The organism is Methylicorpusculum oleiharenae (genome assembly GCF_009828925.2).
GTDB lineage: Bacteria > Pseudomonadota > Gammaproteobacteria > Methylococcales > Methylomonadaceae > Methylicorpusculum > Methylicorpusculum oleiharenae.
The window spans coordinates 4770082-4796263 of sequence record NZ_WUTY02000001.1; the positions used below are offsets into that span (position 1 = coordinate 4770082).

Genomic DNA, 26182 nt, shown 5'->3' on the forward strand with positions numbered 1-26182 from the left:
AAGTGCTGTTAGCTACCCCGCACCGGATTCAGCCGGGCTGGATCAATGGTCAAAATGGCTAAACGCGACCAGGGGGTGTGCAGCCTGCACAGTTGATTGCTCCTGCTCAGAGCGGTGTGCAGCCCGCACAGCTGATTGCTCTTGCCCTGAGAAGTGTGCAGCCTGCACAGCTGATTGCTCTTGTCCGAAGGGGTGTGCAGCCCGCACAGGGGCAAACCCGCGCAGATCTTCAGTCTGAAGACAGCTCATTGCTGATGGCCGTTGCGACAGGTTCTCCACGTTGCGTTTCATCCGGATTTTCCCTGCCGCTAAGGCCGCTGGTGTTGCTGACTACCACGGCAGAAGGCTTGGGCTTGGCTTTAATGACCGGCGCGATCTTGGCCCGCTGGGTTTTGGCGACAATGGCCCCCGGACATTCGCCCAACAGCCCTTGTGCTCGCAGCGCATTAGGATTTTGAGCCAGCACATCGTCGCGGATGACACCGGTGAATTTCCATTGACTGGCCAAATTGAAGGTGCGACGGATAGCTTTACCGGTCACCTGCAACAGCTGTTCGGCCACTGCGCGATCAATCAGGGCGATGTGCCGGGCAGTAAAGACACTGCGCGCCAAAGCATCATAATCGGCAATCAAATAGGCACCCATGTAACCAAACGGGTTCTGAAAATAGATCGGCACCTGCAAGGGCTGCAGTGATTGGGCCACCTGAATGTCAAAGCCTTCGATTTCGTCCAGGCGGGTCGTCAACCAAGTGGTCTTGGCCTGGATCAGCGCTTGACTGTCAGCCAGCGACTGCTCGATTTTGACTAAAAACCAGTCGGCAAAAGGATCATCGGCTTCGGCGGATAACCAAATCAACTTCATGCGCCGACCAAAATCCAGCAAACCGATAATCGCTTCGACATGCTCGCTGCTTTTGCGGCCAACCACTAGCTTTTGGGCTTGCCGGGTTTGTATCGTCATCCGCGTCTCACTGCGCAGATCGCCCGGCTGTTCGATGAAGGTCCGCTCCGGTTGAATCCTTGCGGGTTGAGGCTCAGGGTCAAAGAAAGCATTCATGCGTTAATCCTCTTGAGTTGAATTTCAGGGTGTGCAGCCCGCACAGTTTGTAATTCTTGGCCGGAGCGGTGTGCTGCCCGCACAGCTGATGGCTCTTGACCTGAGAAGTGTGCAGCCTGCACAGTTGATGGCTCTTGTCCGGAGCGGTGTGCAGCCTGCACAGTTGATTGCTCCTGCCCCGAGGGGTGTGCAGCCTGCACAGCAGATTGCTCTTGACCTGAGAAGTGTGCAGCCTGCACAGCTGATTGCTCCTGCCCCGAGAGGTGTGCAGCCTGCACAGCAGATTGCTCTTGACCCGAGCAGTGTGCAGCCTGCACAGCTGATTGCTCCTGCCCCGAGAGGTGTGCAGCCTGCACAGCAGATTGCTCTTGACCCGAGCAGTGTGCAGCCTGCACAGCTGATGGCTCCTGCCCCGAGAGGTGTGCAGCCTGCACAGCAGATTGCTCTTGACCCGAGAAGTGTGCAGCCTGCACAGCAGATTGCTCTTGTCCGGAGCGGTGTGCAGCCCGCACAGTTGGTAATTCTTGGCCGGAGCGGTGTGCAGCCTGCACAGCTGATGGCTCCTGCCCCGAGGGGTGTGCGGCCTGCACAGCTGATGGCTCCTGCCCTGAGAAGTGTGCAGCCTGCACAGCAGATTGCTCTTGACCCGAGAAGTGTGCAGCCTGCACAGCAGATTGCTCTTGTCCGGAGCGTTGTGCAGCCTGCACAGCTGATGGCTCTTGTCCGGAGCGGTGTGCAGCCCGCACAGTTGGTAATTCTTGGCCGGAGCGGTGTGCAGCCAGCACAGTTGATTGCCATTGCCCCGAGCAGTGTGCAGCTCGCACAGGAGCAAATCCCTCAATTGTCCAGCGTTGAATTTGGGCACCATGCTGGTCGATGGCAGTCAGAACCCGATACAGTGGTATTTTCGTCATTGTTCTCTCCTGCGTTTCAGGCTGTGCAGCCTACACAGCTGATTGCTCTTGGCCCGAGCAGTGTGCAGCCAGCACAGTTGATTGTTCTTGCCCTGAGCAGTGTGCAGCCTGCACAGTTGATGGCTCCTGCCCTGAGCAGTGTGCAGCCTGCACAGCTGATGGCTCTTGCCCCGAGCGGTGTGCAGCCCGCACAGTTGATGGCTCTTGACCCGAGCGGTGTGCAGCCTGCACAGCTGATGGCTCTTGGCCCGAGCGGTGTGCAGCCTGCACAGCTGATGGCTCTTGGCCCGAGCGGTGTGCAGCCTGCACAGCAGATTGCTCTTGCCCCGAGAAGTGTGCAGCCCGCACAGTTGATTGCTCTTGGCCGGAGCGGTGTGCAGCCTGCACAGTTGATTACTCCTGCTTAGAGGGGTGTGCAGCCCGCACAGGGGACGATTAGTTGTCTGAATGCGCATTGTTCAGTGCCTCCCGCAGTTGTTGGGTGGGTTTCGTTGATTTCTGTGGCTTGTCGTGGCGCTTATTCGGGTTTTCAGCCGGAGCGTTGCGCCCACTCAGGGCGGCCAGTTCTTGCTGATGGTTGCGCACCTGCTGTTCTGTGCGTTGCTGGCGTTCACGGTTGTCCCGGTAGCGAATACTCAAACTCGTCAACACCGGGTGGCCTTTGGCGTGTTCTTGACATAACCAGCTGAGATACGCCAACGGATTTCGAATCGGTCGATGGCTCGTGCGTTTAGCGTCTATTTGCGCGGCGGTTTCATCGAGAAAGGCTTGGTGTAGCTCGGGGTCGATCGGGTTCAGGTAGCGCTGGGCGAGTGCTTGCTCGCTGGCATTGAAGCTGGGCGGATAGCTGAGCGGTGCGCGGGCCGCATCGGTTAAATTTTTTTCCCTGTTAGCTGAAACAGGCGTAGTAGTAGTTATTTTAAATTTATTTAAAAAACTACTACTACAACTACTACTTGTAGTAGTTGTTATATAGGTGCTGCGGTTCAATTTTTGAACTTCATCGCTAAGTGATTGTTTTTCTTTTGGTTTTTCTTTTGGTTCTTGTTTTGGATTAGCCAGGTTCAATTTTTGAACCTGGTCGGTTTCAGCCAGGTTCATTTTTTGAACCTGGTTGATTTTAGCCAAGTTCACTTTTTGAACTCGGTCATCAGCCAGGTTAACTATTTGAACCCGGTGGGGTCCGTTAAAAAAATGAACCTGGCGTTGGCCGTTCACTTGCTGAAAGAAGTCACTCACCGCCGCACAGGGGGGTGGTTCTTCCCGGCGGTCGATCGCTTGCCAGATCTGCCGGGCCAGGGTTCGGATTTGGGCTTGGTGATGCCGGCGTTGGTGGTTGACGAATTCGAGGTACTCGGGGTCCAGGTAGAGGGCATCGGCCAGGGCGAGGCGGTGATCATGAACGGCATAGACATGGCCTTTGAATTGGCCGGTTGGCGTGCGGAGCGCGGAACACAGGGACAGCCAGCGGGTTAAGCGCAGCACATACAACACTTTTGAAACGGTGGGCTTGGCGATCCCTAAGTGGCTGTGTAATAACCGGTGCAAAGACAGCAGCACGGCGGAACCGGTCAGGGTCTGGGTGCGCATCAGTCCCCAACAGCGGACATCGATGGCTTCCAGATCCGGATCGCTCCAAATGGCTCGAGGAATGGCATCTTGCCAGTGGCCGATATACAGCAGGGCTTCGCGCTGGGCAACTGGACCGGTAGTCTCGGGCCCCAGGGCCTGGGCAATCCGCTCGCCGAGCTGCACGATCGCGGCGGAGATGGGCGTTGCGGTTGGCGGGGTCATGGCTGCCGGTCTTTGCGGGTCACGGTAAGCGCTGCCGACTAGGCGTGGCCATCGAGGTTGCCGGCAAACCAGTCCTGAATCAGCGGCCAGATGGCGCTGATTTTGATGCCGGTGTGGTGATGGACATAGAGCAGGCGTTCGGCGATGCCGAGCGGTTCGGAGTCGGTGGCTTTCCAAAGCTCCCAGATGTTGACTTGCTGGGCATCGGTGGGCAGGGCCGGACGGCCGTCGGCTTTGGGAAGATTCAGGTATTTGCGGTATTGGGCGGTGTCGGCGCTGGTGAAGCCGAACAAGGTGCGCATGACCGGTAAGGAGGCCCCTGCAGTCAACAGTTGCAGGATCAATTGCCGCTGCCGGATCCGCTGCGCACAGACCTGCATGGCGGTATCGAGGGCGTCGGCATCAAACAGGATGCGCAGATAGCGGGCTTTGGTGGTTGCGGCCATCTCATGGATTTCCTGGGTGCTGAGGGTCATGATTTTTTCGATTTGATCGGTGCGCAGACCCAGTTGGTGGGGCGTGTCAAAGTCCCCTTCGGCGGCCATGCGCGATACAAACATCAAGGTGTGCAAGGCAAATTCGGCGTGATAGTTCATGGTGACCTCGCTGTTAAGGTGGGCCTGAGGGCCATAACTGGGTAGAGGGGTAGTGCTGACGAATGTGCCGGCAGGTTTCGATGAGTTGGCAGATATCCGTGAACACCGGATCGGGAACAATCGCTTTATTTTGCAGAACTTCGTGGGGATAATGGGAGACACTGGGTGCCGGTCCGACTAACTGCTGAAGTGCCGTGCCCTCGGGGTCTTGCTGGAGCTGGTACAAGTCCGTGTGTTGCCACAAGGGGTCGCGTTCGGGACTGACGCTTTGTTCGGCGATGCCCAGCAATAACCACCACAGCCCCCAGGTGGCGTGAGCGGTGAAAGCGGCTTGCGGTTTTTCGATGATAAAACCCAGGCCTTGGGAGACCGGTACCACGACCTGTTCCAGGTGAATCGAACGGGCAATGCGGTGGGCGAGCCCGTAGGTTCGCTCATACAGGGCGTGAATATCGGCTGGGGTGTCGGGTTCTGCCGGATAACGGGGCGTGACGGTGTCGACATCGGTACTGGCGGGGCACGGATCGGTTGGGCTGGCGTGCGCCGAGCTCTGGTCCAGTGTCGTTGAGGCTTGATGGTCAGTCGCTGTCGGTTGGCCGGGATCATCCGGCCAGTCCTCGTCATCGGGGGCGTTGAACAGTGACGCGTCGATAGTCTGACGCAGCCGTGTGACGGGGATGTCGAGCAGCGGTGCCAGTTGCTTGTCCAGTTCCCGGCGCACGACCTCAAGGTCCCAGGGTTCGTCATCACAACTGGCCAGGGTATGGGCAAACAAGGCGGCAAATTGCGGGGTTTTATCCTGGCAGAGCCGTTGGTAGGCTTTTTCGGTGGCTTTGATCTGATCGATGCCCGTGGCGCCTAAGCCGTTCCGGAGGGTATGGGGGATCAGCTGGTCCAGTGTCATGGCATAATCAAAACGGATCAATTGCCGCCGGGATAGGCTGTAACCCATGGCTTTAAGGCGTTGACAGAAGGCCGTGCGGGTCAACTTCATCTCGTGTTCTGTTTCCAGTTGCTGGTGCAACTCTCTGAGCGCATAGGCTTTGTCAATCAGGGTCATCTCGCCACGCAGCTCGTTTTCGATGAGGTGGGCGGTGAGAAGCGAGGTTTCCGATTGCCAGGGTCGATACAGGCACTGGACGCTGTTGAAAGCGGCATCGCCGGTCTCGGCGAAGAGTTCCTTGAGGATGGCCAGCCGGGTATTGCCGCCGGCCTGAACCATGAACAGGGTTTCCCCGGGACGGCGCGTCACGGTGAAGGGGTTGTTCAAGCCGCGCTGTTCGTGAACCGAAGCTTTGATTGCGTCGTAGGCAGGATTTCTTTCCCGTCTGGGGTTATGGTCATAGGCTTTGATTTGGGCTAAGGTCAGCACCAGTTGCACCGGCGTGACGGGTTCTGAGGGCGCGAGGCGGCCTGGGTCTTCGGTAGCCGTGTTAAACGGCCCTTCTAACAATAAGGCTTTGAGATCGTCCGGATCAGGCCGTTTGAAGCGGGTGGTCATGGCCGGGCCTCGTGCGCCAGTGCCGAGGCCGCCAGGTTCGGTAAATGGGGAATCAGTTCCTGGGCCAGCGCCTGCATGGTCTCTAAGGCGCTGGGGGCCTGGCCTTTGCGGCTGCGGTCAAAGCGGTGCACCGGCATTTTATGCGTGGCGGCTTCCCGGTACGCGACGGCATTGGGAATGACGGTGTTCAAAATGGTGATGGCGCCCTTGCTCGGTAAAAAGGCTTCTTTGCGTAATTCATCGGCTATGCGGCGGGCATCAACGGTCCGGTCCTGGCGGTAAATGACGCCGCGTAACGGTCCGATCGGGGCACCTAAGCGGGCCATGGGTTCCAGGCGTTGAATCATGGCGACGGTACCGCGCACGAATTCGCGGGCCGATAAAATTTCCGGGGGAATGGGTGACACCATGAAATCGGCAGCGGCGACAGCGGCATCTTGCAAGGGCCCGACTGCGCCTTGGGTATCCAGCAGGACAAAGTCGTATTGCGCCGCCACCTGCGTCAAACTGTATTTGAGCCGGACCCGGCCATCGACCGTATCGCGGATCCAATCACGCAGTTTTCCCTGGGGGTCATCGGAAAGTACAATATCGAGGTTGTCGATGCGGGTTTGACTGATGACCTGAGCCGCCGAGGCACTGATCATCAGCTGGGTCAGTCCGTGTTGAGCCCTGACTTTCAGCGGGTAGTAGCTGGATAAAGTCGGTTGAGGATCGGCGTCGATCAGCAGCACACGGTAGCCGAAATCGGCTAAAATTCCGCCTATATTGGCCGTTAGCGTGGTTTTACCGACGCCCCCTTTAGTACTGACAATGGTGATTTTAATCATAATATTTAGTGTAAATAAATATGAATAAATGATTTAATAACAGTTGATTATGATCATATATTACATTTTTTAAAAAAACAATAAATAGAGAGAATGAAACCTGAAAAATCTGCCCCAGCGTTGCCACCTGAGCGATTAATCCTGCCTTATGAGCAGTGGTTAACCATTACGGAGCCTGACTACTTTGCTCAAACAGATTCATCGAGCGAAGCTCATTGGCGTGCCGTTCAGGCATCCAGCGCTCTCAACGCTTACCTGAACACAGTTAGCTTGATTCGACTGGGACCTGATCAGCTGATTAAATTGAATGGTGGACGGCGCAAGCAACTGTGGACATCCGGCGCACTTGAACCGCCGTTGTTCATTGCGGCCGATGTCTACACCCTAACCCCTGATGAATTTGCCACGTTGAGTAAAAGACTGTACACCGAACAACTTGAAAATTTACCGCCCCATGAGATGGTCGTTGCCGTTTATAAAGAATTAGGCCTCAACTTAAGCTCGGAGCGTTTAAATAAGGGCTTCATTACCGAAGCCCTCAATATCGCCTTACGCGGCAAACCGAGAGCCCAACAAGATAAGCGCTCGATACGAGAAAAGCAGGATATCAACATCACAAAGGCGATCGGCGCCTTACAAGAAGAACTCTTGGCTCTGGATGGGCTTAATCTAAAGCCGGATATCTTCGTCACCGGCGTTCTCGCCGCAGCCCTCTTGATGGTGGCGCTGGATAAAGACAACATTGGCTTTTTCAGACGATTGAATAATCTTGATGGCCAGGTTTCCGATGAGGGCTTATTAGATCCACTAGAAGCCCTGCTCTCCGTGCTTGATAGCTATAAAGGCAAACGCATAACTCAGGTCCGCCTGCAACTGGAACTGTGCGGTAAAACGGTGAAAGCCGTGCTGTTATGGAATCAGGGGCGTGATTCCACTAAATACTGGACTAAAAATACCTTAAGACTCATCGACTACTTGCCCTACATCAGGGAAATGAAGCGAAAAAAGGGCATTCATGAGGCCAATGATTTATAGCTTAGTGATTCTGGCTTTGTCTCTGCTCAGCTCGATTTGCCTGGCTCAAACCGAGCGCCCCCTTATCCTCCACCCCAAAGTCAACGCCCCGATCCAACAGGTTTACTCCGCCATTATCGAAGGCGTCAAAACCGTCATGCCGCTGAGCGACACCTTGGTGATTGATGACAGCATGCCTGTTAGCCAACTCGAAGCAACGCTCAATTCAATCCAACCAACCAAGATCATTGCCTTGGGCCGGATGCCTGCCGAGAAAGTGGCGCAGAGCCGTTACCGCGAGCAGTTGCTGGTTGCCGGAACATTGTTTGATGCCTCGGAATTCGAGGGCGTCAGCCTGGCCATCGACAGCCGCGTCTTAGTGAGCGAGCTCAAGACCCTGCTGCCTTCGATCAAGCGCGTGTTTGTGTTCGGCGCCCCCACCCGATCAAGTATTTTCGTGCATCCGGAAAGTTTAATCGGCCAGCCCTTGATGATTTCCCGGCACCATGAAGATCCGCTGATCAATACGCGAGCGTTATGGCAACTGTTAGCCCATGAGGCTTCGACAACCGACGCCATCCTGCTGCCCAGCCAACTGGACCGCGATATTCTGTTCGAGTTGGTCCAGCTGGCGTGGGAAAAAAGAATCATCTTGTTATCCACCAACCTTGCCCATCTGAAAGAGGGGGTTTTAATGGTTTTTTATCCTGACAATGCCGGTATGGGCCGGCAAATTGGCACCCTGGCTGCCAACCCTAAAGCGCAACGCTATGAAAGTCTGACGCAGATACAGATAGCCGTGAATACTTCGGTAGCCACGCATTTGCGGATTGACATTACGCCTAAGGATTTGAGGTGCATCCAACTCCAGGTCAAATAACGATGGCTTGCACATTAAATCTTCGTCAGCGTTTCAGCTTGACAGTGCTGTTGGCTATCACGCTGGCCTCGACCATTATGATCCTCACTATCTATTGGGCAGTTTCAACCTATACCCGCGAATACACCCTGCACTATTGGCAGTCCTTCGCACAGACCTTTGCGAATTCTGCCAAATTCAGTGTCACCCTGGCATCACCCGACAAAGCCAGTGAAATTGCCCGGCATTTTAAAAAAGAGCGCGCCATTGAGCTGGCCGGTATTTATTCGAGCAACGGTGAACGTTTAGCCACAACGGGAGAGGCGAATCCCTGCACCGGCATAGCCGCCAATGAGCCTGTTACTCAGGGGCGCTTTACCAGCGACTTCAAGATCGAATTGTCAAACACCTGGTGTCTTTATGCACCCATCTACTATAAACCGGCTGCTGCGGACTATTTGGAGGCCGAGCAATCGGCGACGCATGCGCACGCCTTTATTGGCTTTGTTGAATTGGCGGTCTCTAAACAGCCCTTGAACCGGATGATTGATCGAATCCTCTGGCTCAGTGTGCTCAGCGTCATAGTCTTTGAGCTGGTCATCTTTGTCTCAGTTCGGCACCTTTCCGATACCTTGACCCGTGCCCTTCTGGAATTAGCCCGCGTCATGAAACAAACCAGCCTGGGAAAACGCGGGATCAGAGCCACGTTCGAAGGGCCAAGCGACATCGAAGCGTTGAAACACCGGTTAAACCAGATGCTCGACCAAATTGAAGCTCAGGAAGAGGAACTCGAACTGAAGGTCGCCACGCGGACTTCGGCTTTACAATTAGCCTTGGAGGGCGCCTTGTCGGCGTCACGTTATAAATCCAACATCATGTCGATGGTATCGCATGAAATGAAGTCACCTTTGCACGCGGTCATGGGCTATACCCAACTGGCTCTGGAAGCGACCGAGGCAAGCGCCGATCCCGCACTTAAACAGTTTTTGACCAAGGGCCTGAACAACGCTAAAAACCTCGAACATCAGATCAATCAAATCCTTGATTATGCCCGCCTGGAAGCGGGCAAAGCCCAGCTTCAAATGACCCGGTTCGCGCTTCGCCACGTGATTCATCAATGCGTTGATAGAATTGAACCGCTCACCGAACACACCGGTAACCGTATCCGGATAAACGGTGCTCCGCTGGAAATTGAAACCGATCAAGACAAACTGATGCATATTCTGATGAACCTGATCGGCAATGCCAATAAATTTACCCGCGATGGGTTTATTGACATTGCTTGGTCGATGCAGCCCGGCCACTTACTGATAACAGTCAGCGATACCGGTTGCGGCATTGCTGCAAGCGATCAAGCCAAAATCTTTGAACCGTTTTGGCAGGCCGATATGAGTCTCAGTCGACCGGTGGGCGGCACAGGGCTGGGCTTGGCGATTTGTAAACTGTATACCGACCTGCTATCAGGCAAGTTGAGCGTCGAAAGCAGTACCCAGGGTAGCGTGTTTACTCTGGTGCTACCGATTGTAACAGCGTGAACCGTTCGTCATCGCTGGGCGGCGCTGCCGGCAGCATGGCCTGGATACGTTGCATGACCGCGCGACTGTGAACCAGATCGTTTGTGGCCAGACAGTGATCCAGGAGCCAGAGCTGAGCATTCAGCTGTTTGAACTTATCTTCCCGGTAATGAATTTCTGAAACCAATCGCGCCCGGTTAGAGACGATTCGGCACAGACGGCGTAAATCGGTCAAGCGATAAGGCTTACCCAGAAACTCACTGGCACCGTTGAGCACCAGGTTTTTATGGTTTTCAAGTCCGGCAAAAGCCGTCACGATGATAACCGGCTGATCACTGTCGATCGCCAGTATGTTAGCGAGCACCTCATCACCCGACAGTCCGGGCAGCATCAGATCCAGCAGGATGAGGTCGTGCCTGTGCTGCAGCCAGCGCTCATAACCCACCTGACCGTCATAGGCTACGTCGATGCGATAGTGATCGGCCAAGGTGTTAAGGGCAATAGACGCAGCATCCGGCTCGTCTTCGATGATCAACAACGTGGGTTTGAAATCATTGGGGCTTGCGGGACTTGAGAGCACCTGCGCTAATTGTTCCACCGCACACACTTTAAAATGATAGTCATTGGCCAGGATCAGCGGAATCTCCGTTTCATAGCCCTCCTGAATCAGATAGACCGGCACTGTATAATCAGCAAAACGGTTCGACTGAACCAATACCGACAGCTGCCAAATATCGATATCATCCAACGCATAAGTCGAACACAGGCCGTCATACCGATCGCCCGCTAACGCCTGCAAGACCTCATCAGCCGAGTGGACCGGCGTCAATTCGGCAACAAGTCCGGCGCCACGCAAACAGGCATCAATACGGTCTGAAAGGTCGTTAAAACAAGAGGCCACCAGGAGTTTCATGTTCAGTCCAACAAGGTTAACGTGATGCCTTTGCGGGCTTTTAGGGTCATGTGCGGGATAAACGTTGCCTTAAAGTTCGCCGGCAGCGTCCATTGAAACTGATTCAGAAACAGGGCCACCACGGTCAGGATCTCGACCCGGGCCAGATGCAAGCCCAGACAAATGCGTTGCCCGCCCCCGTAAGGCATGAAGGCAAATTTATCCACGCCGGTACCGCTCATAAACCGCTCCGGGTCGAACCGTTCAGGATCCGGCCATACCTCTTGATGACGATGCGTCAGGTAAGGCGAGAAGACCAGCAGGGCCTGATCATCGATACTGAAGCCCCGCATCTGCTGAGCTCCGACGACATCGCGATAAGAAGCATAGGCCGGCGGTGAGAGCCGCATCGATTCATTGATAACGCTGTCGATAAAGGGCAGCTGATTTAAGTCGGCGTAGGTCAGTTGACCGCTTGTCGCCAGAACCCCCTGAATTTCGCCCCTGGCCCGCTGTTGAATGGCCGGATGCTGAGCTAAATAATACAACGTGAAGGTGATGGCATTGACGGTGGTGTCCTGACCGCCAAAAAACAAAGTAAACAGATGATCTCGCAGTTCCTGAGGATTGAAATGGGGCGCAAGTTTTGAGATTAAGCAGGCGTCATCACCCGCCGCTTCGGCCTTAAGTCTCAAGTTAGTCATCGCCTGATTTATGGTCACTAACGCTTGGTTAAATTTTCGATTGCCGGGCGTTGGCAGGCGATTCAGGACGCCATTAAAGATAAAGGCGCGGATCAACCGCACCACGTTATGTTGACTCACGGTATTAATGGCCGCTATCGCCTGCCGGGAATCGTCATCCTCCAGCGGCTGTCCAAACAGGATCCGGCTCATGATGGCTTGAATTAACGGCAGCGTGAGCTGTTCTACCTGGACAGTCTTGCTCTGCGAGTCTACCAGCGCTTGAAGCACGCGCTGCGTTTCCGCGTGGATGATCGGAAACCAGGCTTCGCTTTCCCGTTTCTGGAAATACGGCTGCAGGATGCTGCGCTGTTTTTTCCAGGTTTCACCGTAGCTGTTGAAAATCCCGTTGCCAAATGAAGCCTGATAAGGTTCATGAAAAAACTCCCGGCTGAAGTGTCCCTTTCTTTCTTCGGCATACAGCGTCGCCAGATCGTTTGGATGACTGATCAGGTAGACTTTTTTACGGCCCAGTTTAAATAAGACGATATCGCCATAGGTTGCCGTGATGGCTTCAAAAAATCTCAAAATATGCCAGGCCAATGCCGGTAAAGAACCGGCAAACGGACAACCTTTAGGACCCGGCGCTTCTTGCCCAGCCGGGTGAGGCGCGTTTGGCTTCAAAAACTCATCTCCACTTGTCCCATAAAGGCTATGCCGGCTATCGGGTAATCGTAGGGGACAGCCGTGCCGTTGATACTCGGGTGGCTGGCTTCGACATCGAACAGATTATTGACTTTAAAGGTCAATCCCAAACCATCCAAAAGGTTGTCCCGTCTTAACGCCAGGTTAACCAGCACATAATCATCAATTGCCGCCCGGCGGTCAGAAGTCGCGCGTTGTCGTCCCAAAATCCAGTCGGAACTCAGATTGACATGCCAGTCTTTAACAAAGGCCCAGTTGATCTGGGTAAAAATATCGTGTTGCGGCGCACCGACGACAAAACTGTCGTTGCTATCGCTTCTGGGATCAAGCTGTAAAAAAGTATAGTTAACGTCAAAAGAGAGCTGCTCATTGAAACGATAGGCGGTGATCAGTTCGAAGCCATAGCCGTTGGCCCCGGCAGAATTTTCAAAGGTCCGCAGCGGATCAGTGGTTTCAGATATCAAATCGTCACTGGCATACCAAAATAAATTGACCCCGGTAGACACGTCGTATTTCCATTTTTTGGCAATAGAGAGCTCCAAAGTATCGATGGTCTCGGGGCTCAAGTCTGGATTGCCTTGTAATTGCAGGCCTTGATTACTCCTTAACTCAATAAAGGAGGGCGCTCTGAAGGCACGCCCGTACATCAGTTTGGCGGATAAGGACGGATCGATCTGCCAAACCAGGCTGCCTCTTGGGTTAACAGTCGCACCAAAATCCGAGTAATGATCCAAGCGAACTCCGGTGGTCAACGTCCAGTCATTGGTGAAATTCCATTCATCCTGAACAAAACCGAACACAATATGACGGTCAGTGGTATCGGCAAAGGCCTTGACACCGAGGCTATCGGTGCTGAGCAAGGGCCCAGCCGGCACGATGATGTTATTCGGGGCGATCAAAAAATTCCGGCGTTCATCCAGATCATTCGCGATCGCATATTTGTAGCCTGCCCCCACATAAACCCGATGATGTTTGAAACCGTCATAGAGGCTTTTAAGGGCAACATCGACGGTATGGGAAAAATAATTGATTTGAGAAGTGACCGGATCGTTGAAGGCTCCGCCAAAAGCACCGGCAGGAAAATGATGGTTGAGAATATTGGCTTCGTAGAAAAAGTAATTTAGCTTGAATTGATGTTCAAAGTCGCCCGAGCGCTGGTTTAAATCGAGTCCTGACGTCCACGATTGATACCGAACCTGACCGTCAGGATCCAACGCTAAGGTAGTCCCCACGCCATTGGCGGTGGTTGAGTCCTGATAGCGCAGATGAAGTTTGACATTGTCTTTATAACGCACCGACAAGCCTGCATCGATATCCTCCCGGGCGACATTGATCGGGCCGGGCGCCAACGATGCCCGCGTATTGAACAACTGGTCCAGTGCCGTCTGCGCATCGGCGCTTACAGTTTCCTGTTGACCCTGCATCGTTCTCCCCTGGGCTGAAAAAGCCAGATCAAAATCGGCGATTTTTTTGCCCCATTGCGCCCAGCCACCGTAGCTGTCAAAGCTGCCCGCTAGAGCCCCCAGTCTTCCGCCGTCTATTTCCTGACCCCGTTTGGTGATGATATTGATCACACCGGCAAAAGCGTCGGCACCATACAAGGCGGAGCCAGGTCCTCGGATCACTTCAATTTTTGAGATATTCTGGGGCAGATGTGTATAAGAGAATACTTTTCCCGAGTTAACCGGGTCGTTGATGGGAATACCATCCTGCATGATCAGAACGTGTGAACTCAGCGGCGAAAAAATGCCTCGAATCACATAAGCAGGCACAAAGCCATTAGCGGAGGAGACATGAAAGCCCGGAATGGTTTCCAGCACGTCTTCAATTGCAACAGCCCCTATATTTTTAATGTCTTCGGCTGTGATAACGGTGACCACGGACGGCGATTCGGCTAAGGGGCGACTGTAACCGGTTGCAATCCCCACCGTTTGCTCATCGCCATAGACATAGCGAAAGTCATCCAGATCGTCTGAACGGGCACTCCAGTTAATCATCAACATCATCCATAAAACATTAAATGGGTGTTTAGCCATTTTAAGTTCTGGTTAATGTGGCTCTCTAAACTGTAACGTTACACATCGTAATCTGACTCCACTGGAATTCTTTTGTCATAAAATGTAGCGCGCATTTCTTAAAATTTGCTTACCACATTTTATAAGGGGCCTAATTTATCAGGATAAAGAGATTAATTTTTAATATTGATGCTTACCCGACAAAGTTTTCAGACCTATCTGGATTTATACATGGAAAATTGATCTCTAGAAGTTGCTATCTTTCATATTTTTGAAGGAAAACATGCGACTTTTAATAAAATAGTCTACTGACCATTAGCACTTTTTCATTATAAAACCCACCAAGGTTTAATAACGGTTATTTATGGAATGAAATGAACACGTTTGAAATGATGAATCCGACTTTACTTAAAATGATCCTATACGTTCATCAAGGCGTTTAACCTGACGTTAATAGGGGTCTTTCAGCTCCATCAATCTTTGTTTTGTATGAGTTTACTCCTTTTGGCCATGAATACACCTGCATCATGATGACTAGAATCGAACCAAGTAAAGTGCGTAATTTTCGATTGGGAGCAAGGCATCGACTATTGTCGTTTTTTACATTTTTATCATTTAATGATAAGTTGGGAACCGTTATGACAGATTATTTTTTAACCGCTAATGAGCTTATGGAAACTCTGAAAGTTAAATCAACTACTACTTTCTGGCGAATGAGGAAACGCGGGGATGTACCTGAACCCGCCATAAAAAATCCACTTCGCTGGAAAAAATCTCAAGTTGAAAGCTATTATCAAGGCAGATTAAAAGATACTAAATGACTGAATTTTAGATGGTTATTTTTGAAAGGCACTACGAAAGGCACTATAAACAAAAAAGGCCTGAAGAAAAAAACTCTTCAGGCCTTATCTTGATTGGCTCCCCCGGACGGGCTCGAACCGCCGACCTAGTGATTAACAGTCACCCGCTCTACCGACTGAGCTACAGGGGAATAACTTTTTTAAAATTGGCGCGCCCGGAGAGATTCGAACTCCCGACCGCTCGGTTCGTAGCCGAGTACTCTATCCAGCTGAGCTACGGGCGCTTAATTTAGCCGCTTATTATCTTTTTTTATTGTTTTTGTGTCAAGCTTTATCTTACTAAATTTGGCGGAGAGTGAGGGATTCGAACCCTCGATGGGAGTTAAAGCCCATACTCCCTTAGCAGGGGAGCGCCTTCAGCCTCTCGGCCAACTCTCCAAATTCTTTACTCTTGGGAACCTGTCGACTCTGACTGTTCTTTTTTAATTCTTTCGTATATTTCTTCTCTGTGAACAGAGACTTCTTTTGGTGCGTTTACACCGATGCGAACCTGATTTCCTTTAACCCCAAGAACAGTGACAGTTACTTCATCACCAATCATAAGAGTCTCTCCTACCCGACGAGTCAAGATAAGCATGGCTTCTCCCTTTTGTATTTTAAAATATAGACTGCATTCATGCAGTAACCAACCAAGACAGTAATTATATCAGATTAAATAGATAAATAAAGCCTAACTTTCCTGGGGCTTATGCGCTAAGTCGAAAGCTTCGTGCAAAGCTCTCACGGCAAGTTCAAGGTATTTTTCATCTACAACAACTGAAATTTTAATTTCCGATGTCGAAATCATACGGATATTAATATTTTCCTGCGCCAGGGTTTTAAACATGGTACTGGCAATGCCTGCGTGAGATCTCATACCAACCCCTACTATGGATATTTTGACAATCTTATCGTCACCTGTCACAGCCTTGGCATTAAGTTCACTGCAAATAGAATCCAGTATTTCTTTAGCTTTCGGGTAATCGTTTCGATTGACTGTAAAGGTAAAATCCGTAGTTAAGTCGCCCGCAATATTCTGAATAATCATGTCGATTTCAATATTTGCATCGGCGATAGGACCCAGAATTTTAAAAGCTACTCCGGGTAAATCGGGAACACCGGTGATAGTCAGTTTCGCCTCGTCCCGGTTGAACGCGATGCCGGATATTAAAGCTTGTTCCATTTGATCTTCCTCGTAGGTTATAAGGGTCCCGGGACCATCTTGAAATGATGATAAAACTCTCAATGCCACGTTATATTTACCGGCAAATTCAACTGATCTGATTTGAAGCACTTTAGAGCCAAGACTGGCCATTTCCAGCATTTCCTCAAACGTAATTTTATCCAATCGACGGGCATTGGGCACCACCCTGGGATCTGTTGTGTAAACTCCGTCAACATCGGTATAAATATGACATTCATCCGCTTTAAGTGCTGCCGCCAGCGCAACCGCGGTTGTGTCAGAACCGCCGCGTCCTAATGTGGTGATATTGTCGTCTTCGTCGACACCTTGAAAGCCAGCGACCACAACTACCCGACCAGAATCGAGATCTTTACGCATCCGCGCATCATCAATTTTACGAATTCTAGCTTTGGTGAAACTGCTGTCGGTTAAAATCTTTACCTGACTTCCGGTATATGAGCAAGCCGGACACCCCAGATCGTGCAGCGCCATGCTTAATAAGGACATCGTTACTTGTTCGCCAGTCGAGACCAGAACATCCAATTCCCGAGAACTGGGTGACTGCTGTATGTCTTTGGCTAAACCGATCAGTCGATTAGTTTCTCCGCTCATTGCCGAGACGACCACGACCAATTGGTGGCCTTGATCATGTACTTTTTTAACGCGTTCAGCGACCGCTTTGATTCGCTCAACCGAACCGACAGACGTACCGCCAAATTTGTAGACGTATAATGCCATTCTTGTTTTATCCCTGGTTTAAGAACTTAACTGTTGTTCAACCCATTTCGGAATGGCACTTAATGCCTCATCCAAATGTGTGGGGTCATTCCCGCCTGCCTGAGCCATATCGGGACGACCGCCCCCTTTGCCGCCTACTTTGGAAGCGACTTGATTGACCAGATCTCCGGCTTTGATACGTGACGTTTGATCTGATGATACACCGGCAATCAGACTGACTTTACCATCAGCAACAGTCGCAAGCACTACTGCAGAGGAGCCTAATTTATTGCGCAACTGATCGACCATCTCTCGCATGGACTTAGGATCAATGCCATCCAAACGCACTGCCAATACTTTTACACCCTGGATATCGATGGCTTGCGACGATAGTTCAGTCCCAGCAGAGCTGGCTAGTTTTGACTTGAGCTTTTCAAGCTCTTTTTCCAGCTGCTTGTGTTTTTCAACCAGCTGCTCCACTTTTTCGTAGGCCTTATCTTGTGGTGTCTTCATCAAGCTGGCGATCAGCGATAAAGTTTTCTCTCTGGAGTCCAGCCAATCCATTGCAGCTTTTCCGGTAACCGCCTCAATCCGTCTTATTCCCGCAGCCACCCCGGTTTCGCTGACAATCTTGAACAAACCAATATCGCCCGAACGATTAACATGAGTACCGCCACACAACTCGACCGAAAAATCGCCAATTTTCAAAACCCTTACTTCATCGCCGTATTTTTCGCCGAATAACGCCATTGCACCTTCCTGCATGGCTGATTCCTTGTCCATCACTTCAGCAACTACCGGATCATTCAAGCGTATATGGTCATTAACCAGCTGTTCAATCGTGTTTAACTCACTCTCAGTAACAGGCTCAAAATGTGCGAAGTCAAAACGAAGCCGTTCGGAATTAACCAAAGAACCTTTTTGGACAACGTGTTCACCTAAAGTTTTTCGCAGAGCCGCATGCAGTAAATGGGTAGCCGAATGATTGAGTTCCGTGGCCTTGCGATTATTCATATCGACTTTAGCAAGGCAGGTTTGATTTAAACTCAAGCTACCGGCTATGACGATGCCTCTATGAAGAAACTGATCGCCAGCCTGCTTTTGGGTCGCATCAACGCGAAAAACTGAAGCATTAACTTCCAGCAATCCGCAATCACCCGCCTGCCCTCCCGACTCTCCGTAAAAAGGCGTTTTATCAAGCACCACAATACCCTCTTCTCCTTCATTAAGAGACTCAACTGCTTGTCCTGACTTGAACAATCCGACGATTTTCGCCTGATCTTCAAGGAGATGATAACCGGTAAACTCGGTAGCCCCTTCGATAGCGATTGCGTTTTTATAATCCGTACCAAAATTGCTGGCGGCTCTTGCCCTGTCACGTTGGGCCGCCATTTCGGTTTCAAACCCGGCATGATCAACGGTTAAATGATTCTCTCGCGCAAAATCAGCGGTCAAATCAACAGGAAAACCGTAGGTATCGTAAAGTTGAAAAACCACTTCGCCGGGTATCGTAGCTCCCTCTAACTTGGCAACGCAGGCTTCAAGAATTTTCATGCCTTGCTCAAGCGTTTCAGCAAAACGCTCTTCTTCTTTTTTTAGAACGCGCTCAACTTGTTCTCGAGCATGAACCAGTTCCGGGTAGGCATCGCCCATCACATCAGCCAACGGTGCGACCAGTTTGTAAAAGAAAACATCCCGGATACCCAGGCGGTAACCATGGCGAATGGCTCGTCTTATGATACGGCGCAGCACATAACCCCGCCCTTCATTCGATGGCATCACTCCGTCAGTCACCAGAAATGCGCACGAGCGGATATGATCGGCTATGACACGTAACGAGCTGTTAGTCACATCGTTGGTCCCGGCCAAGCGGGCTGCTGCCTGGAGTAACTGCTGAAACAAATCAATTTCATAGTTACTGTGAACGTGCTGCATCACTGCCGATATGCGCTCTAACCCCATTCCGGTATCTACCGAAGGTTTAGGCAAAGGGTGAAGCTGACCGTATTTATCGCGATCATATTGCATGAATACGAGATTCCAAATCTCGATATACCGATCGCCTTCTTCATCAGGTGACCCCGGAGGACCGCCCGGAATACCTTCACCATGATCATAAAATATTTCACTGCAGGGACCACAAGGACCCACATCACCCATCGCCCAGAAATTATCTTTTGCGCCTATCCTGGAAAATCGTTCAGGATCGATACCTATGTCTTGCAGCCAGATCTTTTCAGCTTCTGGATCTTCCTCGAAAACCGTTATCCAGAGTTTTGAAGCCGGAATGCTCAGCTCTTGGGTTAAAAACTCCCAGGCTAGCTTAATTGCGTCTTCTTTGAAGTAGTCGCCAAAGCTGAAGTTACCCAACATTTCAAAGAAAGTGTGGTGACGGGCCGTATAGCCGACATTTTCCAAATCGTTATGTTTACCACCCGCACGGACACAACGCTGACTGGTGACGGCACGGGTGTAGTCACGGTGTTCGCGTCCTAAAAATACATCCTTGAACTGCACCATACCGGCATTGGTAAAAAGCAGTGTGGGATCGTTACCGGGAACCAAAGAACTGGAAGGTTGAACGGAGTGTCCGCGATTCTGAAAGAAACTCAAAAAGGCAGAGCGCAATTCGGCGCTGGTCATATTTTTCATCATGATAGTGTTTACAAGTCTTGGAACTTATTCAAATCGTATGTTTAATGTTTTAAACAAGGCGCTGACCATGGAACCGGTAAAACCTCGTTGTTGCAAGAAACGGCTGCGTTTAGCCCACTCATTAGGGGTTATAACGGTCTCTTGTGAAAACTTTTTCTCATAAACCTTGGCTAAAACATCCATCCAACTGTCTGCCGTTTCATCAAGCACAGAATCCATGTCAAAATCATCAATACCCGCCTGATTTAACTCATACTCAATTCGCTTGGGCCCATAACCTTTTAAAATGCGCTGCCGAGTAAAACTCTCTGCATAACGTTGTTCATTCAGGTAGTTATCGGCAAGCAATTGCGCAAGCACTTCATTGATCAATGAAAGTTCGAATCCTTTGAATTTCAACTTTCTGATTAACTCCAACACGCTGTGATCACGACGTGCCAAGAGTTGCAAACAAATCGCTTTAATCCTTTTTTTTGAATCCATTCAACTTTCTGCAGCCAAGTATTACTTACTCTTCTGTAAGCGTATCGTCCGCAACACTTTCGATCAAACTGACTTTACCAAAGGCTTCGTTTCTGATTTTTTCTTCTATTTCCTTGGCTTTATCGGCATGTTCCCTAAAATATTGTTTAGCATTATCCTTGCCTTGCCCAATCTTTTCATCACCGTAACTGTACCAGGAACCGGCTTTTTGGATAAATCCGTAGGTGACACCGAGATCTACCAGTTCTCCGAAAAATGACACGCCTTCACCGTAGAGAATTTCAAATTCTGCCTGTTTAAAGGGGGGAGCCACTTTGTTTTTGACGACTTTTACACGGGTTTCGTTGCCGATAACTTCCTCGCCTTTTTTGACCGAGCCTATCCTGCGAATATCCAGGCGCACTGACGCATAAAATTTCAGCGCGTTGCCGCCTGTAGTCGTTTCAGGGTTGCCAAACATCACACCTATTTTCATACGAATTTGATTGATGAAAATGACCAGTGTATTGGATCGTTTGATATTGGCGGTCAGCTTTCTCAATGCCTGGGACATTAAGCGCGCCTGCAATCCCATGTGCGAATCGCCCATATCGCCCTCTATTTCGGCTTTAGGCGTCAGCGCGGCAACCGAATCAACGACCACGATATCAACAGCGCCGGAACGAACCAACATATCCGTGATTTCTAAGGCCTGCTCGCCGGTATCGGGTTGCGAAACCAGCAAATCATCGACATTCACACCAATTTTTTCGGCATAACTGGGATCCAACGCATGTTCAGCATCGACGAAAGCAGCGGTTCCACCTAATTTTTGAATTTGGGCAATGACGGATAATGTCAGTGTTGTTTTACCGGAAGATTCCGGACCGTAAATCTCAACAATACGGCCTCGAGGCAAACCGCCACAGCCCAAGGCAATATCCAAGGTCAAAGAACCGGTGGAGACGACTTGAATATCGCGGGAAGCAGTACTATCTCCCATTCGCATGACAGAGCCTTTACCAAATTGTTTTTCAATTTGTAATAATGCGGCACTCAACGCTTTTTTCTTGTTCTCGTCCATTATGTCCTGCCTTTTAGTCAACCCCAAAAATGGCGTTTATTATGCCATAGGGCATATGTTTAACACAGCTAATATTGCCGGGTAATGCATGATGAAAAGCACGTTTAACAGCCTGCCGCTCAGTATCCCGGCAACGCTTTTTGCTCCGATAAACTGGCAACAAACTGGCTGGCTTCGGCAATTGTCATTTCCATTGCCTGAATCAGTTGAGACATATCCAGGCTGATTTCTATAAATTCATGCTCTATCGCAGAAATAGCCTGAGCATTCAGATTGTGCTTGAGATAAAGGACCTGATCTTTAAATGCCATTAACACCGGTGAGATTCTCGCTTCAGCGCGCTGCATGGCTTTGATCAGTCTTGCATAATGCTGCTGGGATAGTTTAAGTTGCTGGCGGCTGCGGGCTTTTAGCGAACGGTTGGAATATTCATTCAGTTCGCTTTCCCACTCGACAAACAGCGCGTTACTGACTTCTTCAATGGCTTTGATCCGCTGAGTTACCGTATCGGCCTTTGTCTTGCAAAAATCATACTGGCGCTGCAAAAGCCTGTATTTATGTTCAAGCGACGATTCATCCATAACCACAATGGCTTTAAACCGTTCCAACGCCCCTTCAAAATGAACTTTGGTATCTTGTAAACTTTCGCAGGCCTGTTCAACCTGACAAACGACGATGTCCCGCTTATGATGCCCCAAAGACTCCCTTGCCTGGTAATAAACTTTTCGTAATTGTCTTTTTAAATAACGGTTTATCAAATTGACTGTTTTTTGAATCAGGTTAATGTCTTCCATTTAGAGTGCATCTTTATTAATGAGGGTAATGCGATAAGCGTTATTTTTTGTAAATTCTATAAAACAAGGGTCGACAATACCCAACCGGGTTAATGCGGGCAGATCCAAGCCTGCCGGAATTTCCACAGATTTAACCAGAATCAATTCGTCCGCATTCACCGCGCCTGCCAGCCAGGCAGCCAAACTGTCCGACGTGACATCCCAACTAGCAGCAATTCCAGCCTGCTCCAGCAATTTAAAATCGGGCCACCAGATCAATCGCTCTCCATTGCTAACCCTTTCGTTGATTTCTTGTAAACTATCCGCAAAATGGAAGCCACTCAGAATCGATTGAAATAACAGCGCCATTTGCTGCATCGCGATAATCGCCATCTGATGGGCTCTAACATCTTCAAATTGCCAACGCTGCTGGGTTTGCCGCACGGTATCGGCAAAGACACCGCCGCCCGGCACAATAATTAAATCCGAAGGATAATGCTCATCTATTTTCGTCAGATAAGCCTTTAAGTTACTGCAGCGCTCCAGACTACCGCCCACTTTTACAACTTTCATGCAGGTTGCATTTGCTGCAATACTTCGAGCAGTGCAGATGCTTTATCGAAACACTCCTGATATTCGTCGGTCATTTCGGAATCATTGACAATACCGCCGCCCGCCCAGAAACGTATTGTTCCCGCTGATTCAATCAGGGTTCGGATGACGATATTGGTGTCCATATTACCATCAAAGCCGATATAGCCGATTGCGCCGCAGTATATTCCTCGTCTATTCGGCTCCAGTTCTTCAATGACTTCCATGGCGCGAATTTTTGGCGCACCGGTGATCGACCCGCCCGGAAAACAGCTTTTAAGCAAATCCAGCGCATGCCTACCGTCTGCCAATTCACCCGTCACGGTGCTCACCAAATGGTGAACGGTCGCATAACTTTCAACAGCAAACAATTTAGGTACTTTTACAGAGCCTTTTTTACAGGTTTTACTGATGTCATTCCGCAGTAAATCGACAATCATCACATTTTCAGCGCGGTCTTTATCGCTGTTTTCAAGTAATGCGGCTTGCTCCTGATCTTCAAGAATGATAGCCCGGCGAGGCCGAGTTCCTTTAATCGGTTTGGTTTCAACCCGTCTTTCATGCACTTTGAGAAAGCGTTCGGGCGATGAACTCAGAACGGTTGCCTCGGGCGTTTTCATAAAACAACTGAATGGAGCTGCATTCAATTCTCTGAGTTTGAGATAAGCCACCCAGGGCTCTCCTTGGCAAGGCGCACAAAACCGTTGCGATAAATTAACCTGATAGCAGTCTCCCTCTTTCAGATAATGTTTGATCCGGTTAAAAGCCAGTTCATAACCGGCTTGATCCATATTAAATGCTATCGGCCCGGTCACCTCAAATTGTTTTTCCGGGCACGTCTCCGGCAACTGACTGAAGCGGGCAACCAGTTCTTCACGCTGTTTTTCAGTCAGAAAACCGATCAGCTGACTTTGCATTTTTTCGTGATCAACCACCACGGCCCAAAGATAAATTCCTACCGCCATTTCGGCAAGATGCTCCTCATCTGTGCTGATCTGCGGCATTTTTTCCAACCGGCGCGCTAAATCGTAAGCAAAATAACCGATCGCTCCACCGTTGAAAGGTATATCCGGTAAAGCGGGCCAATCCAGGTTCAAAGCCTGCTTAACGAGTTCGAAAGGATCTTCATCAGAAAAAATTGTTTCTCCATCTCTTTCAATGGCAGTGATCTGTCCATGCGTCATCAATGTGCAAACCGGCTCGGCCGCGATGATATCAAATCGGCCTTGTTGAACACTGGGAAAACCGCTATCCAGAAACACCGCCCAGGGCTGTCCGGACAAAGGCGCAAAAAGTTGCGCGCTGTCTTCAAAATAAGGCAGCGGGTGAATGGTTTTTATCGGTGAAGACATTAGATCAATGCTCAATTAACTGTGTTTTTTAGCTTCTTGACAAGAAAGCGATGGCCAACGCAGGCGCGCAATCAGCCGGACTCAATCCCGATGTTTCGGGCACATTCGGCAGCAAGTCATTAAAATCCATATAAGACATGCCCATGTTAACGGCCAGCTGTTTAACCAAAAAGCGGCCCACACCGGCACCAATCAAGGGCGGTGGTTGCGTCCAGCAAGATCTGGATAATTGCCGCTCACATCCTAATTGAATAGTTCTAATTTGTTCGGCCCGGATTGATTGAGCCAACTGAGACCAACTGAATAAAGGCTCATCTTGCCATTCTTGCCCTATCATCCGTGCGAGACGTTTCGCACTGGCCTGTCGGGTTTTCTCTGCACCGTCGGCTGTTTCATATTGATCATGAGCTTCATCCAGTTCTTCTGTGAGCCTGTACACATCCGCCATCGTAGCAAAGTACTCAGCCATTACACCCACATCATGACCCTTGAAAAAAAACCGGTTGGCAATCGCCATCACCGCGGTGCGAACCACACCGGTATAAATCAACTCACGGGTAATGAGCCTTTCATAATCGGTTAACCCTTGTGCCAGCACTTGTCCATTGGCAAGCGCCAGTATATCGGTGGTAGTGCTGCCTATATCGATAAAAAGCCCGTTCCCGCACTGTTTCGCAGCATAATCTGCACTCGCCAACCAGTTGGCAGAAGCAATAGCCTGATAATTCCCTTCGTTGATCGAATCAATGTGCAGAAAGCCCAGTGACCCTGCGTATACACTCAAATTACCCACAGGCAGCACAGATTTCATGACGTTTAGAATTTGCTCCACACCCTCTGACCGACTTTGAAAACAATCCGCCAACTCGCCTGTCATTGTGATTACATGGCGAACAGGGTGAGGGGGTACTATTTTCAACAATTCATTAACAGCACTTTGCAATTGATCCAGGCCTTTCCATAACGGACAAGGGTGTTGCAAAACCTGAACAGGTGCACCCTGCGCATCCAACACGACAGCTTTCAGGTGCGCGCCACCGATATCCCAGCCTACCACGTCAATTTGCATTTGTAATCCGGCTGACGGAAACAGTTACAGTTTTATTGTTTTTAGCCACAAGTTCTGGGATTTTTTCATTCATTTGGATGACCGTCCCGGCAATATTAAGCCCCAATGCGTCATAAATACCGGCATAAGATGTAGTCAATCGAGGGTTAATTTCTAAAACATACAGTTGAGAGTCATGTTCAATCAGGTCTATGCCGACATAACCCCATAAACCCGGAAAAGCCTTGGCTATGCGATCGACCAGAGCTTGATGCACAGTGGTTTGAACATCTGAATTAACGAGACATTTAACTAATTTAAATTGCCCACTATCAATTTCTATCACTTGCGTATTGACACAAATGAGCCGTGCATTTCCGCCGTCAAACAAACAGGAAAAGCTAATTGGCTGACCTTCAATATAGGGTTGAATAATGTATCGTTCCGGAGCATCCAACGCTACGGAAAGAATGCCTTTATCTATTAAATATGTCGTTTCACACCCCATGCCATCAATCGGTTTAATCACAAACAGGCCGGTGGTTGCCAAACGCTCAGAAGTATAGCGTTCGGTTGGCACTGTTTTAATGCCATGGGCTACCAGTGTTTCCCATGTATTGAACTTATTGGCAGTCAAAGCCACCGCCTGCTCGGAAGATGACAACAGTATTTTGCCGTGTGCGTTAATACGCCGAGTCAAATTCAACAGCGTATTATTCATTTCGGGAGCGACTGGCCAAACGCCATCGCAACAGGGCAAGAGCATTTCCATGACCTCAACCCAATCGAGCTCTGCATAAACGGGCACTGTATTGAACCGAGTCAAATCGAAACTTATCGAAGGCAATATTCGAGCATCAACCATAACAGTGACCTGGACGCCATCCAGCTCAGCCAGATCCCTTAACAAGGCGGTCAGCATTAACAGTCCCTCGTTAACCAAATGTTCAGGGACACGTTCAGAACAACAACCTCCACCGGTAATATATTCAAAAACCAGGAGCTTCATATAGGCCCAATCGAATGCCGCTTCAAAAAATAACGGATGATATTGTAACATTCCATTAACATAACCGTTCAGCGAGAAATGACGATAAAGTT

At 50.1% G+C, this 26182-nt stretch carries 25 protein-coding genes and 3 tRNA genes; 4 read left to right on the plus strand and 24 right to left on the minus strand.

From position 1 onward, the window contains the following. Positions 1–42: 42 nt before the first annotated feature. The 8 genes from GO003_RS21245 to GO003_RS21280 are packed head-to-tail and all read right to left on the minus strand — an operon-like array spanning position 43 to position 6695. Positions 43–249 (minus strand): hypothetical protein, encoded by a 207-nt coding sequence (locus GO003_RS21245; RefSeq protein ID WP_159658455.1) that lies wholly within the window; start codon positions 247–249, stop codon positions 43–45. After that, on the minus strand, positions 230–1060 hold the full coding sequence (locus GO003_RS21250) for a PFL_4669 family integrating conjugative element protein (RefSeq protein ID WP_159658454.1): 831 nt from the start codon (positions 1058–1060) through the stop codon (positions 230–232). Before GO003_RS21250 ends, GO003_RS21245 begins: the two co-directional genes overlap by 20 nt. Next, positions 1057–1974, minus strand: a complete 918-nt coding sequence (locus GO003_RS21255) for a PAT1 family protein (RefSeq protein WP_159658453.1) — start codon at positions 1972–1974, stop codon at positions 1057–1059. The genes GO003_RS21250 and GO003_RS21255 overlap by 4 nt, the downstream gene beginning before the upstream one ends. 30 nt (positions 1975–2004) lie before the next feature. Further along, on the minus strand, positions 2005–2361 hold the full coding sequence (locus GO003_RS21260) for a hypothetical protein (protein ID WP_159658452.1): 357 nt from the start codon (positions 2359–2361) through the stop codon (positions 2005–2007). 48 nt (positions 2362–2409) lie between these two features. Continuing rightward, positions 2410–3768, minus strand: a complete 1359-nt coding sequence (locus GO003_RS21265) for an STY4528 family pathogenicity island replication protein (protein ID WP_159658451.1) — start codon at positions 3766–3768, stop codon at positions 2410–2412. A gap of 38 nt (positions 3769–3806) precedes the next feature. Beyond that, entirely contained in the window at positions 3807–4364 is a 558-nt protein-coding gene (locus GO003_RS21270) for a DUF2857 domain-containing protein (protein WP_159658450.1), read from the minus strand. A 13-nt stretch (positions 4365–4377) separates the two neighbouring features. Further along, positions 4378–5865 (minus strand): ParB family protein, encoded by a 1488-nt coding sequence (locus tag GO003_RS21275; RefSeq protein ID WP_159658449.1) that lies wholly within the window; start codon positions 5863–5865, stop codon positions 4378–4380. Next, positions 5862–6695, minus strand: a complete 834-nt coding sequence (locus GO003_RS21280) for a ParA family protein (protein ID WP_206444752.1) — start codon at positions 6693–6695, stop codon at positions 5862–5864. Before GO003_RS21280 ends, GO003_RS21275 begins: the two co-directional genes overlap by 4 nt. A gap of 93 nt (positions 6696–6788) precedes the next feature. Here GO003_RS21280 and GO003_RS21285 point away from each other — a divergent pair, with 93 nt between their 5' ends. Genes GO003_RS21285 through GO003_RS21295 form a run of 3 tightly spaced genes read left to right on the plus strand, consistent with a single transcriptional unit; the run spans position 6789 to position 10103 of the window. After that, complete coding sequence (locus tag GO003_RS21285; protein WP_159658448.1) at positions 6789–7730, plus strand: hypothetical protein; 942 nt, start codon at positions 6789–6791, stop codon at positions 7728–7730. Continuing rightward, complete coding sequence (locus tag GO003_RS21290; RefSeq protein WP_159658447.1) at positions 7720–8589, plus strand: type 1 periplasmic-binding domain-containing protein; 870 nt, start codon at positions 7720–7722, stop codon at positions 8587–8589. The genes GO003_RS21285 and GO003_RS21290 overlap by 11 nt, the downstream gene beginning before the upstream one ends. A 2-nt stretch (positions 8590–8591) precedes the next feature. Beyond that, on the plus strand, positions 8592–10103 hold the full coding sequence (locus GO003_RS21295; protein WP_159658446.1) for a sensor histidine kinase: 1512 nt from the start codon (positions 8592–8594) through the stop codon (positions 10101–10103). Here the strand turns inward: GO003_RS21295 and GO003_RS21300 are convergent. From GO003_RS21300 to GO003_RS21310, 3 genes are read right to left on the minus strand one after another with little or no spacing between them, the layout of a single operon-like run. Further along, a complete protein-coding gene (locus GO003_RS21300) occupies positions 10072–10995 on the minus strand; it encodes a response regulator (RefSeq protein ID WP_159658445.1) in 924 nt (307 codons plus the stop codon). The genes GO003_RS21295 and GO003_RS21300 overlap by 32 nt on opposite strands. Positions 10996–10997: 2 nt before the next feature. After that, the gene (locus GO003_RS21305) at positions 10998–12341 is read right to left on the minus strand and encodes a cytochrome P450 (protein ID WP_159658444.1); all 1344 of its coding nucleotides are present in this window, start codon (positions 12339–12341) and stop codon (positions 10998–11000) included. After that, entirely contained in the window at positions 12338–14398 is a 2061-nt protein-coding gene (locus GO003_RS21310) for a TonB-dependent receptor plug domain-containing protein (RefSeq protein WP_159658443.1), read from the minus strand. Before GO003_RS21310 ends, GO003_RS21305 begins: the two co-directional genes overlap by 4 nt. A 506-nt stretch (positions 14399–14904) precedes the next feature. On the opposite strand from GO003_RS21310, the gene GO003_RS21315 reads away from it, so the two are divergent. Then, positions 14905–15198 (plus strand): helix-turn-helix transcriptional regulator, encoded by a 294-nt coding sequence (locus GO003_RS21315; RefSeq protein WP_159658442.1) that lies wholly within the window; start codon positions 14905–14907, stop codon positions 15196–15198. 94 nt (positions 15199–15292) lie between these two features. On the opposite strand, the gene GO003_RS21320 is transcribed toward GO003_RS21315, so the two are convergent. From GO003_RS21320 to GO003_RS21380, 13 genes are all read right to left on the minus strand, one after another. Then, positions 15293–15368 (minus strand) — tRNA-Asn (locus tag GO003_RS21320). A 16-nt stretch (positions 15369–15384) separates the two neighbouring features. Continuing rightward, positions 15385–15461: transfer RNA gene (locus GO003_RS21325), tRNA-Arg, on the minus strand. A gap of 62 nt (positions 15462–15523) precedes the next feature. Continuing rightward, positions 15524–15615: transfer RNA gene (locus GO003_RS21330), tRNA-Ser, on the minus strand. A 7-nt stretch (positions 15616–15622) separates the two neighbouring features. Further along, a complete protein-coding gene (gene csrA, locus GO003_RS21335) occupies positions 15623–15814 on the minus strand; it encodes a carbon storage regulator CsrA (RefSeq protein ID WP_159658441.1) in 192 nt (63 codons plus the stop codon). Between the two features lie 93 nt (positions 15815–15907). Further along, complete coding sequence (locus GO003_RS21340) at positions 15908–17137, minus strand: aspartate kinase (RefSeq protein WP_159658440.1); 1230 nt, start codon at positions 17135–17137, stop codon at positions 15908–15910. Positions 17138–17155: 18 nt separating this feature from the next. Beyond that, positions 17156–19768 (minus strand): alanine--tRNA ligase, encoded by a 2613-nt coding sequence (gene alaS / locus GO003_RS21345; protein WP_206444754.1) that lies wholly within the window; start codon positions 19766–19768, stop codon positions 17156–17158. Between the two features lie 27 nt (positions 19769–19795). Further along, positions 19796–20254: a regulatory protein RecX gene (locus tag GO003_RS21350; RefSeq protein WP_159658439.1), complete on the minus strand. Its 459-nt coding sequence runs from the start codon at positions 20252–20254 to the stop codon at positions 19796–19798. Positions 20255–20279: 25 nt separating this feature from the next. Beyond that, complete coding sequence (gene recA, locus GO003_RS21355; protein ID WP_159658438.1) at positions 20280–21317, minus strand: recombinase RecA; 1038 nt, start codon at positions 21315–21317, stop codon at positions 20280–20282. A gap of 119 nt (positions 21318–21436) precedes the next feature. Further along, positions 21437–22111, minus strand: coding sequence for a DUF2959 domain-containing protein (locus tag GO003_RS21360; protein WP_159658437.1), 675 nt, complete (start codon positions 22109–22111; stop codon positions 21437–21439). Continuing rightward, positions 22112–22663: an amino acid kinase family protein gene (locus tag GO003_RS21365; protein ID WP_159658436.1), complete on the minus strand. Its 552-nt coding sequence runs from the start codon at positions 22661–22663 to the stop codon at positions 22112–22114. Continuing rightward, positions 22660–24033: an aminodeoxychorismate synthase component I gene (pabB, locus tag GO003_RS21370; protein ID WP_159658435.1), complete on the minus strand. Its 1374-nt coding sequence runs from the start codon at positions 24031–24033 to the stop codon at positions 22660–22662. The genes GO003_RS21365 and pabB overlap by 4 nt, the downstream gene beginning before the upstream one ends. Positions 24034–24061: 28 nt before the next feature. Continuing rightward, a complete protein-coding gene (locus GO003_RS21375; protein ID WP_159658434.1) occupies positions 24062–25102 on the minus strand; it encodes a hydantoinase/oxoprolinase family protein in 1041 nt (346 codons plus the stop codon). Further along, complete coding sequence (locus GO003_RS21380) at positions 25092–26141, minus strand: ATP-grasp domain-containing protein (RefSeq protein ID WP_159658433.1); 1050 nt, start codon at positions 26139–26141, stop codon at positions 25092–25094. The genes GO003_RS21375 and GO003_RS21380 overlap by 11 nt, the downstream gene beginning before the upstream one ends. Positions 26142–26182: the final 41 nt, after the last annotated feature.